Source organism: Streptomyces sp. NPDC017940 (assembly GCF_044328435.1).
Taxonomy (GTDB): Bacteria; Actinomycetota; Actinomycetes; order Streptomycetales; family Streptomycetaceae; genus Streptomyces.
Window position 1 is genome coordinate 683109 of record NZ_JBIRHJ010000002.1, and the last position, 16958, is coordinate 700066.

Sequence of the window (16958 nt, forward strand, 5' to 3'; positions counted from 1 at the left end):
GCGCGCGGAACCACACCGGTAAGGGGAACCAGCACGGGCAGACGAGAAGAGGACGGCAGCGCGAACGGCCGGAGCAGCCCGCACACAGCACAGGCGCCGACGGGAACGGGGACCAGGGGAACCACGGGACCCACGGAATTCATGGAAGCCACGGAATCCGGGGGACCCAGGGCACAGGGAAGCAGAGGGAATCGGGTGAGCCGCACCCCGGGGCCCGAGGTGGAGCAGGCGCCGAAGGAATCGGTGCGGATCCGCCTCCTCGGCCCGGTGAGCGTGGAGGTCCGGGGTCGCCATGTGAACCTCGGGCCGCAGCAGCGCGCACTGCTCGCCGCCCTCGCGCTCGCCCGGGGCCACCCCGTCAGCACCACCCGGCTCGCCGAACTCCTGTGGGAGGGCGACACCCCCGACGGCGCGATCAGCGCGCTGCGCACCCACGTCCTGCATCTGCGCCGCATCCTGGAGCCGGGCCGGCGGGCCACCTCCGGCTTCGAGGTCCTGGTCAGCGCCGGTGCCCGCAGCAACACCAGCTACACCCTCCAGGTGGGGGACGACCAGGTCGACGCCCTGCGCTTCGTGCACCTCACCGACCGGGCCCGCGAGGCAGCCGCCGACGGCGACACCGGCGCCGTCGTCGCCCACCTCGACGAGGCGCTGTCCCTGTGGACGGGCCCCGCCCTCGAAGGGGTGAGCGACCGCAGCTTCGCCCTGGCCGAGGCGGAACGGCTCGGGGAGCTGCGCCTCGTGGCCCGCGAGGACCGTCTCGACGCCCTCGTCGAACTCGGCCGCTACGAGGAGTCGGTGGCCGAACTGACCACCCTGGTCGCCGAGTACCCACTGCGGGAGAGACCGCGCTGCCAGCTGATGCTGGCCCTGCACCGATCGGGCCGCCAGGCCGACGCCCTCGCCGCGTACCGCGAGTTCTACCAGCTCCTCGACGACGAGGTGGGCATCGAGCCCGGCCGCCGCATCAAGGAACTCCACCAGCGCGTCCTCGCCGGGGACCCCGACCTCGGCCCCGCAGGACCGGCCGCCGACCACGCCCCCGCCGCCGCTCCCCCGCCCGCCGCCCGCCCCGTTCCCCGCCAGCTCCCGCCCGACATCGCCAGCTTCACCGGCCGCGGCGACTATCTGCGCCGGCTCGACACGCTGCTCGCGCAGGCCGAAGCGGGCCCGGGGCAGACGCTGGTGATCTCCTCGGTGTCCGGCATGGCGGGCGTCGGCAAGACCGCGCTCGCCGTGCACTGGATGCACCGCGTGGCGGACCGCTTCCCCGACGGCCAGCTGTACGCGAACCTGCGCGGCCACGACCCCGCGCCGCCGACCACCGCCGACGAGGCCCTCGGCCAGCTCCTGCGCGCCCTCGGCGTCGGCACCGCGCACCTGCCCGAGAGCACCGACGAGAAGGCCGCGCTCTACCGCTCCCTGCTCGCGGGCAAGCGCGTGCTGATCCTCCTCGACGACGCGGCCGGACTCGAACAGGTGCGGCCGCTCCTTCCGGGGTCGCCGACCTGCTTCGTCGTCGTCACCAGCCGCTACGACCTGCGGGGCCTGACCGCGTTCCACGACGCCCACCGGATGAGCCTCGCGGTGTTCGGCGAGGAGGAGGCCCTCGCGCTGCTCGCCCGCGTCATCGGCGCGGACCGGGTGCGGCACGAGCCGGAGGCCGCCACCGAGGCGGTCCGGCGGTGCGGTCTGCTTCCGCTCGCCGTACGGATCGTCGCCGCGCACCTCATCGGCGACCGGCATCCGCCGATCGCCGAGGTCGTACGGCAGCTGCGCGGCTCCGAGGGCCTCGACACGCTCACCCTCGACCAGGACGCGCACACCGGTGTCCGCAGTGTCCTCGCGCTCTCCTACCGGTCCCTGTCCGTGCCCGAGCGGCGGTTGCTGCGGCTGCTCGCCCTCGCGCCCGGGCCCGAGATCTCCGCCCCGGCCGCCGCCGCCCTCGCCGGGGCCGCGCTGCCCGCGACGGCCCGGCTCCTGGACCAGCTCGTCGCCCGCAGCCTCCTTGAGACCCACCACTCCGGCAGGTTCCACCTCCACGCCCTCGTCGCCCTCTTCGCCCGGGAGCGGGCCGAGGCGGAGGACGCCGCCGAGCTGCGTGAACAGGCCGTCGAGCGGCTCCTGACCTGGTGCCTCGCGACCGCCGAGCAGGCCGCCCACCTGCTGTACGGGACCTTCTACTCCTGGTACGCGGCCCGCCCGCCGGAGCCGGACGGCTCCCCCACGGCGCCCCTGGTCTTCCGCGGCGGCGCCGACGCGCTCGCCTGGCTCGACGACGAGCGTCCCGTGCTGCTCGCCTGCACCCAGCACGCCGTTCGGCACGGGCCGCGCCCCTTCGCCTGGAAGTTCGCCCTCGCCCTGCACGGCCACCTCATGGAGCACGGCAGACGCACGGACTGGCTGCGGGTCGCGGGCGCCGGGCTGCGGGCCGCCGAGGCCGAGCAGGACGACCACGCGCGGGCCGTCATGCACTGGAGCCTGTGCTACGTCCTGTGGGAGCTGGCCAGGCACGACGAGGCGCTGTGGCACAGCGCCCACGCGGAGACGCTGTTCACCCGGACCGGCGCGCCCGTGGAGCGGGCCGGCGCGGTCCTCGGGCTCGCCGCCGCGCACCGCGAGCACGGCGCCCTGGAACAGGCGGCCTACGACGCCGAACGCGCCCTCGCGCTGTACGAGGAGGGCGGGCAGCCGGCCGGTGCGGCGTGGGCGCTGTACCTGCTCGGGGCCGTCCGCCTCGACCAGGGCCGCGTCGAGGTGGCCCTGGACCACTTCACGCGCGCCCGGGAGCACGCCGATCTCTCCGCGGACCAGCACACCGTCATGCTCTCCCTGTGGGGCCTCGCCACGGTCCGGCACGCGCTCGGCGCGGCGGAGGAGGCACAGCACCTGCTCACGCGTGCGCTCGCCGTCGACGGCAGGCTGCTGTCCACGTACGCGGCCGAGGGCGCGCTCAACGCCCTCGCGGTGGTGTGCAGGGACAGCGGCGACCCGCGCCTCGCGCTCAAGTACGCCGTGGACGCGCTCGGCGTGACCCACCGCACCCGGCGGCGCCTGGTGGAGCCGGACGCCCTCAACACCATCGGCACGGTGCTCCTGAGCCTCGACGACGCGCCGGGCGCGCTCGACCACCACACCCGTGCCCTGGAGGCGGCGCGCGCGACGGGCTGCCGCCGCGCCGAGGCCGAAGCCTGTCTGGGCCTGGCCGCGGTGCACCGGGAGCAGGGCGAGTACGGGGAGGCACTCGCCTGCACCCGGCGGGCCCTCGGCGCGGCGCGGCAGGCCGGGCTGCGGCTCGCGGAGGGGGCGGCGCGCACCGAACTGGCGCGGGTGCAGCTGGCGTCGGGTCAGCCCGGCAGGGCGGCCAGAACGGCGGAGCGGTCCGTGCGGCTGCACCGGACCTGTGGCCACGGGCCGGGGCTCGCCGCGGCCCTCGAGGTGGCCGCCACCGTGCGGCGCGCGGCGGAGGACGTCACCCCAGCGCCCGTACCCCGGCCGTGACCGCCGCGGCCACCAGGATGACGAGGGGCACGGGTGCCTTCAGACGCCAGGCCACTAGGGCGCCCGCGAAACCCGCGATCCTGGCGTCGAAGGTCATGCCGTGCGCGCCCGCGGAGCCCACCAGCTGGGTGACCACGAGGACGGCGAGCAGGGCGGGCGTCAGATGCTCCACGAACCGCGGGAACCACACGGGCAGTTCCCGGTCGCCCATCACCAGCGAACCGGCGCCCTTGATGAGGAACGTGGTCACCACCAGGGCGCCGACGACGATCCACGGGTCGCTGCTCAACGCGCCCTCCAGGTCCACACGACGGCGATGAGGCAGGCCACGGCGATGGCCGTGTCGGGCACCGCCACGGCGGTGAGCAGCAGGGCACAGGCCGCCGCGGTGAGCGCCGCCGTCCGCTTGCGCGGGGTGCCGAGGTGGGGGGCGAGGAGCAGGAAGAACAGCACGGGTGAGACGGCGTCGAGGCCGTAGGTGAGGATGTCCACGGCCTTGAGGGGGCCGACCGCCCCGAGGAGGGTGCCGAGGACCCAGCCGAGCCAGAGCACCACCCCGGAGGAGAGCAGGCGCACCCGGTCGAAGCGGCCGTCGGCGTCGCTCGCGATGGCCCAGGACTCCTCGATGACCAGCTGGGACTCCACGGCTCGGCGGGCCCTGCCGCCGCGCAGCGCGGGCAGGATGGCGAAGCCCATCACGAGGTAGCGCAGGTTCAGGAGCGTTCCCGCGAGGGCTGCCGCGGCCCAGCCGCCGCCGTTGACGATCACCGAGACCGCGGCGAACTGCGAGGAGCCGACGAAGACGAGGCCGGACATCGACGTCGCGGCGAGCGCGTCGAAGCCCGCGCCCCGGGCGAGCACCCCGAAGGAGATCCCGAACGCGAAGATGGCGACGGTGAACGGCACGGCGGCCCTGGCCCCCGCGATCCAGGCGGCACGCCGCGTGTCGGCGGGCGCAGCGGGGCGCCCGCGCTCGGCCCCGCTGTCCGTCATCCGCTCTCGCTCCGCGCGGCCGCGGCCGCCGCGGGGTCGCGCCCCGCCGTGCCTGCCGCCGCCCCGTCGGCGGCCCGCACCCGTTCCGCGTACGCCATGGACAGGGTGGCGCCCACGTCGCCCAGCGGGAAGACGCGGTGGTCGACGGAGGTGACCGGCTGGACCTCGTAGGCCGTGCCGGTGAGGAACACCTCGGTGGCGCGGTCGAGTTCGGCGGGGTCGAGGTGGCGTTCGACGACGGCGATGCCCCGTTCCCTGGCGATGTCGATGACGGTGCGGCGGGTGATGCCGTCGAGGACGCACTCCGGGGGCGGGGTGTGCAGGCGGCCGTCGATGACCAGGAAGAGGTTGGCGCCGGTGGCCTCGGCGAGCCGGCCGCGGTGGTCGAGGAGCAGCGCGTCGTCAGAGCCCGCTTCCTCGGCCTCCTGCCCGGCGAGGGCGCCGAGTGCGTACAGGGCCGCGGCCTTGGCGCGCACCGGCGCGGTGTCGGGGGCTGGGCGGCGCCAGCGCGAGGTGTGCAGGCGGATGCCGCGCGGCCCGTCGTCGAAGATCCGCGGCCAGGGCCAGGCGGCGATGGCCACGTGCACGGCGGTGTCGGGGGCGACCAGGCGCAGGGTGTCACCGCCCCGCCAGGCGACCGGGCGCACATAGCCGTCGGTGAGCCCGGCGGCGGCGACGGTCTCGCGGGTGGCGGCCGCGAGGTCGGCCGCCGTCCAGGGCAGCCGGTAGCCCATGTGGCGGGCGGAGGCGACGAGGCGCGCGCTGTGTTCGTGGAGCTTGAAGACGCGGCCGTCGTAGACCCGTTCGCCCTCGAAGACGCTGCCGCCGTAGTGCAGTCCGTGGCTGAGGACGTGCAGTTGGGCGGAGCGCCAGGGCACGAACGCGCCGTCGAGCCAGATGACGCCGTCCCGGTCGGCCAGCGGGGTGGTGGGCGCGGGGGCGGCACCGGTCATGTGGCGAACCCGCGCTCGGCGTAGGGGAAGCCTTCGAGTTCGTTGGCGGGCACGGTGTCGTCGCGGCGGGACGCGTAGTAGATGCGGACCTCGTCGATCAGTCCGGCGTCGTCGAAGCGGTAGACCTCCGTGCCGCGCAGCACCTTGCCGAGGCGCGGCTTGAAGGCGGTCCACTCGCAGACGGCGGCGCGGGTGTGCTCGTCGGCGTAGACGGCGTCCACGGCCCAGTGGGAGGAGTTGGCGCGTACGTCGGCTCCCCAGCGCCGCACGATGGGGTCGATGCCGTGGACGGGTCCTGCCATGCCGTGGGCGAGGTAGTGCACGACCTGTTCGGACAGGACGCCTGCGAACAGGTCGCGGTCGACTTTGTTGCACGCCTCGAAGTACTGCCGCACGGCGGCTTCCATCGTGGCCCGGTCAAGGCTTGCCATGCCTGCTCGTCTCCTCGTCTGTGGTGCGCGGTGCGTGGTTCACAGCTCCGCGGGCGCGAAGTGCAGCGGGGGCAGCGCGGCGAGCCGCTCCCGGGCGCGCAGGAGTGTGCGCTGGTCGTCCGTGAAGGCGTAGCGATCTCCCTCCGCGCCGGGGCGCAGTTGGGTGCGCACCAGTTCCCTGGCCGCCGTGCGGTACTCCGCGGGCGTTTGGACAGCCGCTTCCATACCCTCGATGGTGTCCACCAACTCCCGCAGCGCGTCGATCACCCGGTCGTGGTCCAGACGCAGCGGACCGGTGCCGTCGGCCACGAGTGCCCCGTGCCCGCGCAGCCAGGAGTAGAGGAAGACTCCGGTGCCCGCGTCGAAGTTGCGGACGGCGTGGGCGTCGAGCGGGTACCGGAACATCCGCTCGAGCAGGATCATGGCGATCTGCTCGTCCGCGTAGGGCACGAGGGCGTCGGTGTGGCAGGCGAGGGCGGTCCTTGCGTCGACCTTCAGTTCTTCGAGGAGGCCGATGAACCAGTTCATCTTGAGTTTGACGTGCCGGTCGAGCGGCCACCGGCCCTGGTGGTGGAAGTAGTCGTGCAGATATCCCCAGACGGAACGGGCCTGATAACACACGTCAGGATCGAGTCCGGCGGAATCCTGGGGCACGCTGTCGGGGGTGAGCACGGCCTGTGCGGACGGCAGTGCGAACCGTTCGTGAATTCTGCGGAATTTGTTGAAGAAGAAGATTGCGTACTTCTGTTCGACCACCTTGTCGTGGGCCGCGACATTCTCCGGGAAGAAGACGATGCAGTTGCCCTCGCGCAGCCCTTCGCTGCCCGCGAGCAGCACGGTGGCCTGGCAGTTGTTCCTGGGGTGCGGATAGTGGACGGCGAGCTCGGGCAGCGCGTCGGGTTCCTTGCGGCGTACGAGGAAGAACTCCAGGCGCCGGCCGACCGGCGGGACGCTGTTGGTGGTCTGCACGGGGGCGAGGAACGCGGCCCAGTCGCCGTCCGCCGGCGCGGCGAGGGCGTCGCGGCTGCGGGCGAAGTGCGGTGGCGTGTCGAGTCCGGCGGCCAGCCAGTCCTCGACGTCGGCGGCGAGCGCGTCGGCCTGCGCGCCCCTGCCGTGGGCGGCGAACCAGTCGGCGGCCTCGTCCTTGAGGGCGGCGAGGCCGCGCCGGTCGGCGTCGTCCGGGTCGGGGACGGTCCCGTCGTCGCGCTGGCGGGCGCGGAAGGCGTCGACGCGCGGCACCAGGGTGCGGCCGAGCCTGGCCGCCTCGTCGAGCATGTCGTCCTCGAGCCGGTAGGCGGCGCGCGTCCCGCGCCGGGCGGTGTCCGTCCGGCTCACCGGTCGCTCTCCCGCACGTGGTGGACGGTGAACACCATGGGCACCTCGCCGTAGCTGCGCAGGATCCGCAGGCCGTGGGCGCGGGCGGCGACGACCGTGGTGACGCAGGCGTCGGCCCTGCCCTCGGCGCAGTCGATGGCCGCCTGCGCGTTGCTGGTCACCAGGCGGCGGGTGCTCGTGGGCGGCACGAGCCCGGCAGGGGCGGGGTGGGTGGCCACGGTCCGGGGTTCGGCGGACGCCCCCGGCGGCACGGCGAACACCATCTCGTGGGTGGGCCACAGGAAGCAGTCCACCATGCGGCAGGTGTGCAGGTTGCCGAAGACGAGGGTGTGCAGCTCGGGGTAGACCGCGCAGGCGAGCAAGGCGTGTTCGCCGGTCCTCGGCACGCTCCCCATGGCCTGTTCGAGTGAGGTGTGCAGCACGACCCGGCCCTCGTCCGCGCGGCCCTGCCTGCGGAACCACAGATGGGCCGCCGACTCCAGGTTGGTGCCGGTGGGGCCCAGGGTGTGCAGGTAGCGGATCTCGTCGGTCGGCGGTGGCGTGTGCAGGGGTGCGGGAATCGGTGCGGGCGACGGCGACAGCGATACGAGACTTGCTGATCCCCCCGTGATCATTTCCACTCCCTCTTGAATTTCCCCCGGAATTGTCCGGACGGGACGATATGGGCGGCGGATGTGACGGCGATGGGGCGGCGTTCGGACGGTGCGCCGCGGAAAAGGGTTCGCGTCGGCGATCCTAGGCGGCGGCGACCCGCTGCGGCCAGGTCGTCCGGTGTTCAAGAGCCGGATTTCCGCAGTCTGGCCATTTCGGCTCGCTCGGCCTTCCGGCCCGACGGCGACAAATGCCGTCGGGCCGGGCGAAAGTCCTGGCGCTTTTATCGCCGCTGGGGGGACGGTGGCGTACGCATCGGGTCACGCCGACCGCATGACGCCGGTGCGGCGCATAATGACCCATGGGTAAATGTGACTGCGGTCACCCTGTCATGAGAGGCGTGGGGCGGCCGAGCCCCCTGAGCGGTTGACGTGAACAGGGTGTGCTCGGGCCTCAAGCACGTTCCCGGTCCCGCGTTCCGAAGATCTTGGTCTGGGCGGAGAAGCCGAGTTCGCCCAGACCGGCCTGCTCGGCCGCCGTCATGGTGTCGATGGCGGCCGCGAGGACGCGCCCGTCGTAGCCGTCCTCCCGCAGGGCGGCCAGAGCGAGGCGTGCCCCTGCGGCGTGCGTGGTGAGGGTCGCCTGGTCCGACTCGTGTTCTCCGCTCACGATCGCCGCGGTGACGCCCCCGACCTCGTGGCGCAGCACCTCGACGGCGGCCGCCGTGACCTCGTCCACGACGGCGGCGGGAATCCCCTTCCGCAGTGCGTAGGTCGCGGCTTCGACGTACGCGGTCATCGCGGTGATGAAGAACTCTCCGACCAGTGCGACGTTCAGCAGGTTCGCGGCGGACGGCTGGTCGGCGACGTGGCTGGAGGCCCCGGCGAGGCTCATGAGGGTCTGTTCGTGTGCCGCCCAGGTGGCGGTCGGTCCCGAGTAGAGGACGACCGCCTCCGGGGAGCCGATGTGCTGGGGGTAGCTCAGGATGACGCCGTCCAGGTAGGCGGCACCGCGCGCCTCGGCCCACCGCTGTGCCTCCTCGGCCTGGCCCGGGGTGCCGCTGCCGAGGACGGCGAGGGTTCTGCCGCGCCAGTCGGTTACGGGTTCGAGCACGCTCAGGGTGGTTTCGTAGGTGGGCAGGCAGGCGATGACCAGGGGCGAGGAGCCCACCGCCGCGGTGAGGGAGTCCGCCGGGGTGATGGAGTCGCCGGCCAGTGCGTGGGCGCGCCCGGGGGTGCGGTTCCAGACGGTGACCGAGGACCCGTTCGCACCGAGTGCGCGGGCCAGGGCGGAGCCCATCAGTCCGCAGCCGATGACCGTGACGTCGTGCGTGGTGGACGAACCGTTGGTGTGTGCCATGGCAGCCTCCGTGGGGACGTAGGGGATCAGGTGACGAAGAGGCCGTCGGCGAGCATCTCGTCGAGGCTCTCCTCGAAGGCGTGCGCGATCCGGTCCAGGTGCTCGGTGGTGTGCGCCGCGCTGAGCAGGAACGCGTGCAGCTCCGGCAGGTGGATCCGGTGCTTGCGCATGTAGTAGGCGAGCGCGATGGTGGCCTTGAAGTTGCTCCCAGCCATGCGTTCTCGGTAGAGCCCTGCTTCGCGGTGGCTGAAGTTGAGGGAGAAGAAGGAGTTGCGGGCGCTGAGCCTGCACGCGATGTCCCGTTTGCCGGTCGCCTCGCGCATCATGGCGGCCAGCTCCTGGGTGTGGTCCTCCAGCTGGGTGTAGAGGTGCGGGTTCTCGTCCAGGTGCCGCAGGGTGGCCAGGCCTGCCGCGCAGGTCAGCGAGTTGCCGCTGAAGGTTCCACCGGCGAAGACCTTGTTCTCGTAGTCGTAGAACGGGTCCTGGGAGCTCTTCGCCATGTCGATCAGGTCCGTGCGGCCCACGACGGCGCCGCACGGCAGCCCTCCGCCGATGACTTTCCCGAGGCAGGTGAGGTCGGGGTGGACGTCGGCCATGATCTGCGCGCCACCGTAGGCGGCGCGGAAGCCGCTGACGACCTCGTCGAAGACGAGCGGGACGCCCAGTTCGGTGCACACCGCCCGCAGCTCGGCGAGGAAGGGCACGTCGAGGCAGACGAGTGAGGTGGGCATCGGCTCCAGCAGGACGCAGGCCAGGTCGTCGGCGTGCTCGCGCAGCCGTGCCAGGCCGGCCGTGTCCCCGTACTGGAGGACGAGGGTGCCGTCGACGGTGCCGGGGTCGGTGCCGAGGCACCCGGCGACGGGCGTCGGGTGGCCCCGGTCGCCGGAGAAGCGGAACCAGGAGCTGACCATGCCCTGATCGGAGAAACCGTGGTAGTGGCCCTCGAACTTGGCGACCACGCTGCGGCGCCGGTGGCCGCGGCACATCCGGACGGCGAGCAGGACGGCCTCGGTTCCCGAGTTGCACAGCAGGGCTTTGTCCGCGGCGGGGAACGCGGCGACGAGGTGTTCGGCGAATTCGACCTCGTGGGTGGTGCCGATGCCGTTGACCAGTCCGCCGCACGCGGCCTCGCGGATGGCCTCGGTGATGACCGGATGCGCGTAGCCGAGGAGGTGGGGGCCGTATCCGCCGTGGAGATCGATGTACTCATTGCCGTCGAAGTCACGCAGCCGGCCGCCGGAGGCCTCCCGGACGAAGACGGGGAAGGTGCTGGGGAAGAAGTAGCGGTCGGTGTGCGTGGGGGCCACCAATGTGCGTGCCGCGCGGTCGCGCAGGTCCAGTGAGGCCGGCATCTGCCGGCTGAAGGCCTTGGTGAACCGGTCCTTGACTTCCGCGCTCATGTAGGGCGAGTACCGGTCGGTGAACTTCCGCGCGTTGCCCCAGATGTCCATGTCGGGGTCCAGTTGGGCGGCGAAGCCCTCACCGGACAGGAACACCAGCTCGACCTTGGTGAAGTTGGCGGTGTAGCGCGCGTGATGGCGGCGCAGCACCTTGTTCACGTCGTTGAAGTAGGCGACGGTCGACCACCGGGTGGTGCTGAGGTCGAAGTGGTGGCGCAGCACCTGGGTCAGCTGCTCGACGTACTCCTCGCTCTCCTCGCTGCGTGTGGCGAGTTCGGGGCCTGCCTCCACGAAGTGGCGGGTGAAGCGGTCGACGGCGACGTCCCACTCCTTGCGGCTACAGGCGTAGTAGAAGGAGGACAGGCCCCACTTCTCGTCCTCGCTCAGCTCCACGGTGATGCCGAAGTCGAGGAGGATCAGCTCACCGTCCGGCGTGAACATGATGTTGCCCGGGTGCGGGTCGCCGTGGCTGACCCCGTGCATGTAGAGCATCGTGTAGACGACGTCCTGCAACCGCTGCGCCAGGCGCTCACGGGGGAAGGCGACCTCCTCCACGCGGGTGCCGGGGACGCCGTCCATGAAGTCCATGACGAGCATCCGGTCGGTGACGAGATCGGTCAGCACGGCGGGCACCCGTACATAGGGGTGCTGGGCGAAGTTGGCATGGATACGCTGCTGTCGGCGTGCCTCCTGCCGCATGTCGGCCTGCGGGCGCAGCAGCCGGGCGACCTCGTCGAAGCGCTTGGGCAGCTCCAGGTCCCGGACCTTGGGCACCAAGCGGTGCACCAGTCGCAGTTGGGCGCCCAGGGAGCGCAGGCTTGCCTCGATCTGCTCGGGCACGCCGTTCTTGACCAGCTTCACCGCCACCGTGCGTCCGTCGTGCAGCTCGGCACGGTGCACCTGCGCCACCGACGCGCTGGCCACCGGCTGCATCTGGAAGGTGCGGAAGGTGTCGTCCAGCGGTCCGCCGAGCTCCCGCTCGACCGCGCGGCGTACCGCGTCCGGCTCCATGTACGGGGCCTGGTCCTGGAGCACCCGCAGCGTGGTGACCCACTCCGGTGGCAGCAGGTCCGACCGGGTGGCGGCTATCTGGCCCAGCTTGATGTAGATCGGGCCCATCCGGGTCAGGAACGTCAGGATGGCTGTGGCCCGGCGCCGGTCGCGGGTCTTGGCATCGCGCTCGCGCAGCGAGGTGACCCCGTAGCGCGCCGCGCCCCGGACTGCGCAGGATGCTGCCTTGACGAAGTGGGTGAGCGTGAGCACGCGCGGCCTCCTGGTGGGTTGTCAGAGGACGAAGGAGAAGGCACCGAAGGACATGCCGGCGCTTCCCACCCAGCCGACGGCGAGCTGGCCGGGCCGCAATCGGTCCTCGGTGAGGGCGGACGCGATGGCCGCGGGCACCGACGCCGACACCACGTTGCCGGTCCGGTCGTAGACGTGATGGATGACGGCTCCGAGTCCGGCCTGGTCGGCCGCCGTCTGCCACCAGCGTTTGCTGGACGCGTGGGTGAACAGCGCGGCCACCTCGCCGGTCGGCGGGTCGAGTTGCCGGAACACCGCTTGTGCCTCGCTGTCGCCGGCCTGGTGCATCGCGGAGCCGAAGGAGGTGAAGACGCCGACGCCGTTGCGGGCCAGCTTGTCGGAGGGGTCGCAGTAGCCCTCGTAGCCCTCGAGGGTGACGTTGCACAGCGGCGCGAGATCCGGACGCGAGATGAAGCGGAACCGCCACGGCTCGCTGTCCTCCGCGGTCAGGACGGTGGCGGTGGCCGCCTCGCCGAGGGTGTAGGCGGGCAGGGTGGATTCGAGTTGTTCGGCACGGTCGAGCCGGAACAGATGGGGGACGACCGGGCCGCCGGGGCGCAGGTTGAACTCCGCGTTCACGATCATGGCGGTGCGGTAGGCGCCGGTGCGGAACAGGGACTCGGTGATCTGGACGGCTCTGGTCCAGCTCATGCAGGCGTCGATGACGTCGAAGCAGTGCGCGTGGTCGAGTCCGAGGGCGTGGGCGGCGTGGTAGGCGCCCCCGGGCTCCAGGAAGCCCCGGCCGATCCCCGTGTAGATCAGGACGTCGATCCGGTCGGCGGTGAGGCCTGCCTGGTCCAGAGCGGTGCGCGCCGCGGTGCGCAACAGGTCGATGGGGCGCTCGCCCTGGTCGAGCCAGTAGCGGGTGGCCGACCCGGTGTAGCGCAGGAAGGCGCCGATCCTGCCCAGGGTGTGGTCCAGGTTTCCTGTGAAGTGACGGGCGCTGTGCTCGCCTATCAGCTCCGTGATGTCGGCGTTGGTGACCTGACGCGAGGGAAGGGCGCAGGAGACCGCGCGGAGTTTCATAGCACTCAGCTCGTTTTCTCTCAGGAGTGACAGGGATGCGTACGAGGCGGGCGGCCCGCCGGCCCCCCTTTGCCGACCCCGGGCTCAGTGGCCTGTCCTCGGCAGTGGCCGCAGGATGATCCGCGCCCCGCGGGCGGGTGCGATGGTGACGCTCTTGCTGACCGCCGCCTCGGGCTTCGGCCTGTCGGTGGTGACCGAACGGCGTGACAGCAGCACCCGCAACACCTCGGCGGACTGCATGACCGACAGATGGGCGCCGATGCAGCGCCGCGCTCCGCCGCCGAAAGGGATGAAGGCGTGGGGCGGGATGTCGTCGTGGAGGAAGCGTTCGGGTCTGAACGCCTCCGGTTGCCGGTAGTGCGCGGGGTCCATGTGCACGACCCCGAGCATCGGCATCAGCGTGGCTCCTTTCCGCACCCGGAAGTCCCCGAGGTCGATGTCCTCGGTCAGGGTCCAGATCGACTCGAAGATTCCCGTGCGCCGCCGCATCGCCTCCTTGACGAGCGCCTCCAGGTAGGCGCTGTCGCCGGAGAGCGCGGCCCGCGCGGCGTGCTCCGCCACCGTGGGGTTACGGGCCAGTTCGTGCAGCGTCCAGGCCAGCGCGGTCGCCGTGGGCTCGTGCCCCGCGAACAGCAGCGTGACCGCCTGGTCGCGGACCTCGACCGGACTCAGCCCTTCCGCTTTGCCCCCGGCGCCGACCAGCTGGGACAGGATGTCGGTACGCTGCCCGAGGTCAGGCGCCGACCCGCGTTCCTCGATGGCGTCGTAGAGCAGCGCGTCGATCCTGGCCAGCAGGTTCGATGCCCGCCGCCACGGCCCGACGCGCCGCGCGCGGGCACTGTTGAGCCCCATCAGTACCGCGACGTCCATCACCGGCAGCCGCTCGAGCAGGCCGCGCAGCTCGACGGACCGCACATCGTGGTCGGGTCCGAAGATCACCCGCCAGATGATGTCCAGGCTCAGCTTCCGGATACGTTCCAGACTCGCGAAGGGGCTACCGACGGGCCACGTCTCCACGTCGCGCTCGGTCAGCTCCCGCACCGCGTCCTGGTACCCGCGCACCGCGGTCTTCCCGAACATCGGCGTCATCAGCCTGCGCAGCCGCCGGTGCTCCTCGCCGTCGCTCGTGAGGAGCCCGTGCTCCCCGAACACGGGGGCGAGGATCCGGTTGCCGCTGCCGGAACGGAACCTCTCCGACGGGGAGGCGAACATGGCCGCGATGTGCTCGGCGTCGTTGACGAGGACCACGCGGCCCCAGGGGTAGACCTTCAGCGCGACCACGTCTCCGTACTTCTGCCGCAGCCGCGCCGCCCATACGTGACGCCACCACGTGAAGATCGCTGTCTGTACCGTTCTCGGCAGCCGTGGCCCGGGCGGAGCCGGTAGTGGGGCGCTCGCGCTGTCGACAGATCTGATCAGCATGGTGCTCCTCTCCTTCTGCCTGGCGGGGAAGGCGGGGCCGCATACGTTCGGCAGCGCTTCAGGGGATGCGGACGGCCTGTCCGGCGTAGGCAAGACCGGCGCCGAATCCGACCAGCACGGCCCACTTGCCGCTCTCCAGCCGCCCGGCGTCCAGCAGGCGGTGCAGGGCAAGGGGCACGGACGCGGAACTGGTGTTGCCGGTGAAGCGCACGTCGTCGGCGACCACGACCTTCTCCGGCAGGCCGAGTCCCTTGGCGACGCGCTGGATCAGCTTCCAGTTGGCCTGGTGCGGAACGAAGGCGGCGACGTCGTCCCAGTCGATCCCGGTCACCGAAAGCACCTCGCGTACGACGGTGGCCACCGTGGCGCACGCCCAGCGGGTGATGGCGAGGCCGTCCATCCGCAGCACGGGCGGCGCGGAGACGCCGCGGGCAGCGCCGAGGACGTGCGGCTGCACCTCCAGCGCCACCGCCCGCTCACCGTCCGACCCCCACACCACCGGGCCGACGCCGGCCGGGCCGTCCGTGGCGGTCACCACCGCCGCGCCCGCGCCGTCGGCGAAGACGGGAGCGGTGGCCTTGTCAGTGGCATCGACCAGGTCCAGCATGCGATCCGCGCCGACGACCAGGACGGTGGTGCAGCTTCCGGCGGCGATCAGTGACCTGGCCACGTTCAGGGCGTAACAGAAACCCGCGCAAGCGACGTTCACGTCGAACGCGGCGACGCCCAGGCCGAGCCCCGAGGCGACCTGCGGGGCGATGGACGGGCAGGGCTGTGGGTTGGTGGATGTCGCCACGATCACGGCGTCGACGCTGTCGGGCCGCAGCTGCGCGCTGTCCAGCGCCTGCCGAGCGGCAGCGAGGGCCATGCGGGCCACGGATTCGGCCGGTGTGGCCACGCACCGCGTCTCCACGCCGGTCCGCGTCACGATCCACTCCCGGCTCTCCCCCAGTGGTACGGCGACGCTGTCCGAGTCCACCGCTGCGGGGCGGTAGGCGCCCACGCCCGCGACGCGGCAGAGTCGTACCGCCGGAGCGCTCACGTACCGCTTTCCGTCTCGTGGTCGGCCACGAACGCCAGGATCTTGCGCGGGGTGGTCAGGGCTGACGCCTGGGCGTCGCTGATCTCGATCCGGTAGGTGTCGCTTATCGCTGTCACCAGCTCTGCTCGGGCCAGCGAGTCCACTTGCAGGTCATCGAACGTGCGGTCCTGAGCGTCCCCCGACAAGATGATGCGCTTGTCGGGGGACGCGTCGTCGCCGTGCACGATCGTCGTCAACATCACTTCCAGCTCAGTGCGAGTCATGACTTCCCTTCGGTGCGGCTACGGAGAGATCACGCCGGCCGGACTGCCACTGCCACTGCCACCGTCCCTACGGGTGGTGGCGGACACGACGTCGCGGTCTGCGAGAGCGGGCAATGCTTCATTGCTCGGTTCCGTGCGGAAGGCGGATGTGTCCAGGAGGTGACGGGTGTGTCTGTGAGGTGAAGGGATTTTTCTCTCCTCGGAGCCCCGATAACCCCGCACGGGAGCAACTGCCGGAGCATTGGAGCGCAAAACGACAAGCGCTGTGCACCATCTGCCTCCGGCGCACGCCCCTTCGCCGTGACCCGCCGACCCCCGTCAGGAGCACCGGCCCCTTACTTGTCCCCAGCAACGACCAGCAACGACCAAGGGCCGGTTTCGGGTGTCCCCGAAACCGGCCCTGATCTGCGACTGTCTCCAGTCGGGACGACAGGATTTGAACCTGCGACCCCTTGACCCCCAGTCAAGTGCGCTACCAAGCTGCGCCACGTCCCGTTGCCCGTATGACCTGGGGTTTCCCCTGGCCGAACGCGCACCGAAACAATACCGCACTCGGAGCGGTGATCGCTCACGCCTTCCTCGCGCTTGACCTCAAGTCCGGTTGAAGTTGCACGCTCCTCGCCATGACGACGACAACGGAGCGCACGTACGCCTACGCCGACCTGCCCCATCTGATGAGCCGCATGTCGGGTGACGAGAAGCACGGCCCCGCGGCGACGTCCACACTCGACGCGCTGTGGGTGCTCTACGACCGGGTACTGAGGGTCACGCCGGAGCGGGTGGACGATCCGGCACGCGACCGGTTCCTGCTGTCCAAGGGGCACGGGCCGATGGCCTACTACGCGGTACTCGCCGCCAAGGGCTTCCTGCCGGTGGACTGGCTCGACGGCTTCGGCTCGTACGACTCGCCGCTCGGCCACCACCCGGACCGGGTGCTCGTACCGGGCGCCGAGATCGGCAGCGGGTCGCTCGGCCACGGCCTTCCGCTGGCGGTGGGCACGGCCCACGGCCTGCGGGCCCAGGGCCTCACGGACCCCAGGGTGTGGGTGCTCGTCGGGGACGCCGAGATGGACGAGGGCAGCAACCACGAGGCCGTCGCCTACGCCGGGCCCGCCGGTCTCGAGCAGCTGCACACCCTGGTGATCGACAACGCCTCGGCGAGCTACTCCCGGCCCGGCGGCATCGCCGCCCGCTTCGAGGCGGCCGGCTGGTCGGCCCGCACCGTCGACGGCCGCGATCACGCCGCGCTGTACGAGGCCTTCACGGCACCGCACCCCGGGCGTCCGCATGTGGTCGTGGCCCGGGTCGAGCCCAAGGAGCACCCGGGCGAGCCCGCCTGA

Annotated in this window: 14 protein-coding genes and 1 tRNA gene; 2 read left to right on the forward strand and 13 right to left on the reverse strand. The window is 71.8% G+C overall.

The window, feature by feature from the left end; translation table 11 throughout:
• Positions 1-195 precede the first annotated feature (195 nt).
• Entirely contained in the window at positions 196-3501 is a 3306-nt protein-coding gene (locus ACH4DX_RS08505) for an AfsR/SARP family transcriptional regulator (RefSeq protein ID WP_398154517.1), read from the forward strand.
• Here ACH4DX_RS08505 and ACH4DX_RS08510 read toward each other — a convergent pair.
• The 13 genes from ACH4DX_RS08510 to ACH4DX_RS08570 form a co-directional block, all read right to left on the reverse strand.
• Positions 3473-3790, reverse strand: coding sequence for an AzlD domain-containing protein (locus ACH4DX_RS08510; protein ID WP_398114616.1), 318 nt, complete (start codon positions 3788-3790; stop codon positions 3473-3475). The two genes, ACH4DX_RS08505 and ACH4DX_RS08510, sit on opposite strands and share 29 nt — an antisense overlap.
• A complete protein-coding gene (locus ACH4DX_RS08515) occupies positions 3787-4494 on the reverse strand; it encodes an AzlC family ABC transporter permease (RefSeq protein WP_398154518.1) in 708 nt (235 codons plus the stop codon). Before ACH4DX_RS08515 ends, ACH4DX_RS08510 begins: the two co-directional genes overlap by 4 nt.
• Positions 4491-5447, reverse strand: coding sequence for a branched-chain amino acid transaminase (locus ACH4DX_RS08520; RefSeq protein WP_398154519.1), 957 nt, complete (start codon positions 5445-5447; stop codon positions 4491-4493). The genes ACH4DX_RS08515 and ACH4DX_RS08520 overlap by 4 nt, the downstream gene beginning before the upstream one ends.
• Positions 5444-5878: a nuclear transport factor 2 family protein gene (locus tag ACH4DX_RS08525; RefSeq protein ID WP_398154520.1), complete on the reverse strand. Its 435-nt coding sequence runs from the start codon at positions 5876-5878 to the stop codon at positions 5444-5446. The genes ACH4DX_RS08520 and ACH4DX_RS08525 overlap by 4 nt, the downstream gene beginning before the upstream one ends.
• 39 nt (positions 5879-5917) lie before the next feature.
• Positions 5918-7213 (reverse strand): DUF6421 family protein, encoded by a 1296-nt coding sequence (locus ACH4DX_RS08530; protein ID WP_398154521.1) that lies wholly within the window; start codon positions 7211-7213, stop codon positions 5918-5920.
• Complete coding sequence (locus tag ACH4DX_RS08535) at positions 7210-7827, reverse strand: bacilysin biosynthesis protein BacA (protein ID WP_398114625.1); 618 nt, start codon at positions 7825-7827, stop codon at positions 7210-7212. The genes ACH4DX_RS08530 and ACH4DX_RS08535 overlap by 4 nt, the downstream gene beginning before the upstream one ends.
• 430 nt (positions 7828-8257) lie before the next feature.
• Entirely contained in the window at positions 8258-9163 is a 906-nt protein-coding gene (locus tag ACH4DX_RS08540) for an NAD(P)-dependent oxidoreductase (RefSeq protein WP_398154522.1), read from the reverse strand.
• Positions 9164-9189: 26 nt separating this feature from the next.
• Entirely contained in the window at positions 9190-11826 is a 2637-nt protein-coding gene (locus ACH4DX_RS08545) for an aminotransferase class III-fold pyridoxal phosphate-dependent enzyme (protein ID WP_398154523.1), read from the reverse strand.
• Positions 11827-11847: 21 nt separating this feature from the next.
• On the reverse strand, positions 11848-12891 hold the full coding sequence (locus tag ACH4DX_RS08550) for a 3-oxoacyl-[acyl-carrier-protein] synthase III C-terminal domain-containing protein (RefSeq protein WP_398154524.1): 1044 nt from the start codon (positions 12889-12891) through the stop codon (positions 11848-11850).
• 84 nt (positions 12892-12975) lie between these two features.
• On the reverse strand, positions 12976-14313 hold the full coding sequence (locus ACH4DX_RS08555; protein ID WP_398154525.1) for a cytochrome P450: 1338 nt from the start codon (positions 14311-14313) through the stop codon (positions 12976-12978).
• Positions 14314-14371: 58 nt separating this feature from the next.
• On the reverse strand, positions 14372-15355 hold the full coding sequence (locus ACH4DX_RS08560; protein ID WP_398154526.1) for a beta-ketoacyl-ACP synthase 3: 984 nt from the start codon (positions 15353-15355) through the stop codon (positions 14372-14374).
• Entirely contained in the window at positions 15352-15618 is a 267-nt protein-coding gene (locus tag ACH4DX_RS08565; protein ID WP_398114637.1) for an acyl carrier protein, read from the reverse strand. The genes ACH4DX_RS08560 and ACH4DX_RS08565 overlap by 4 nt, the downstream gene beginning before the upstream one ends.
• Positions 15619-16039: 421 nt before the next feature.
• Positions 16040-16113 (reverse strand) — tRNA-Pro (locus ACH4DX_RS08570).
• A 128-nt stretch (positions 16114-16241) separates the two neighbouring features.
• Here ACH4DX_RS08570 and ACH4DX_RS08575 point away from each other — a divergent pair.
• On the forward strand, positions 16242-16958 hold the full coding sequence (locus ACH4DX_RS08575; protein WP_398114639.1) for a transketolase: 717 nt from the start codon (positions 16242-16244) through the stop codon (positions 16956-16958).

Excerpts from the sequence above, each read along its gene's own strand:
- ACH4DX_RS08515 (WP_398154518.1), bottom strand. The coding sequence starts at position 4,494 with ATGACGGACAGCGGGGCCGAGCGCGGGCGCCCCGCTGCGCCCGCCGAC.
- ACH4DX_RS08520 (WP_398154519.1), bottom strand. The coding sequence starts at position 5,447 with ATGACCGGTGCCGCCCCCGCGCCCACCACCCCGCTGGCCGACCGGGAC.
- ACH4DX_RS08525 (WP_398154520.1), bottom strand. The coding sequence starts at position 5,878 with ATGGCAAGCCTTGACCGGGCCACGATGGAAGCCGCCGTGCGGCAGTAC.
- ACH4DX_RS08535 (WP_398114625.1), bottom strand. The coding sequence starts at position 7,827 with ATGATCACGGGGGGATCAGCAAGTCTCGTATCGCTGTCGCCGTCGCCC.
- ACH4DX_RS08540 (WP_398154522.1), bottom strand. The coding sequence starts at position 9,163 with ATGGCACACACCAACGGTTCGTCCACCACGCACGACGTCACGGTCATC.
- ACH4DX_RS08550 (WP_398154524.1), bottom strand. The coding sequence starts at position 12,891 with ATGAAACTCCGCGCGGTCTCCTGCGCCCTTCCCTCGCGTCAGGTCACC.
- ACH4DX_RS08555 (WP_398154525.1), bottom strand. The coding sequence starts at position 14,313 with ATGCTGATCAGATCTGTCGACAGCGCGAGCGCCCCACTACCGGCTCCG.
- ACH4DX_RS08565 (WP_398114637.1), bottom strand. The coding sequence starts at position 15,618 with ATGACTCGCACTGAGCTGGAAGTGATGTTGACGACGATCGTGCACGGC.
- ACH4DX_RS08575 (WP_398114639.1), top strand. The coding sequence starts at position 16,242 with ATGACGACGACAACGGAGCGCACGTACGCCTACGCCGACCTGCCCCAT.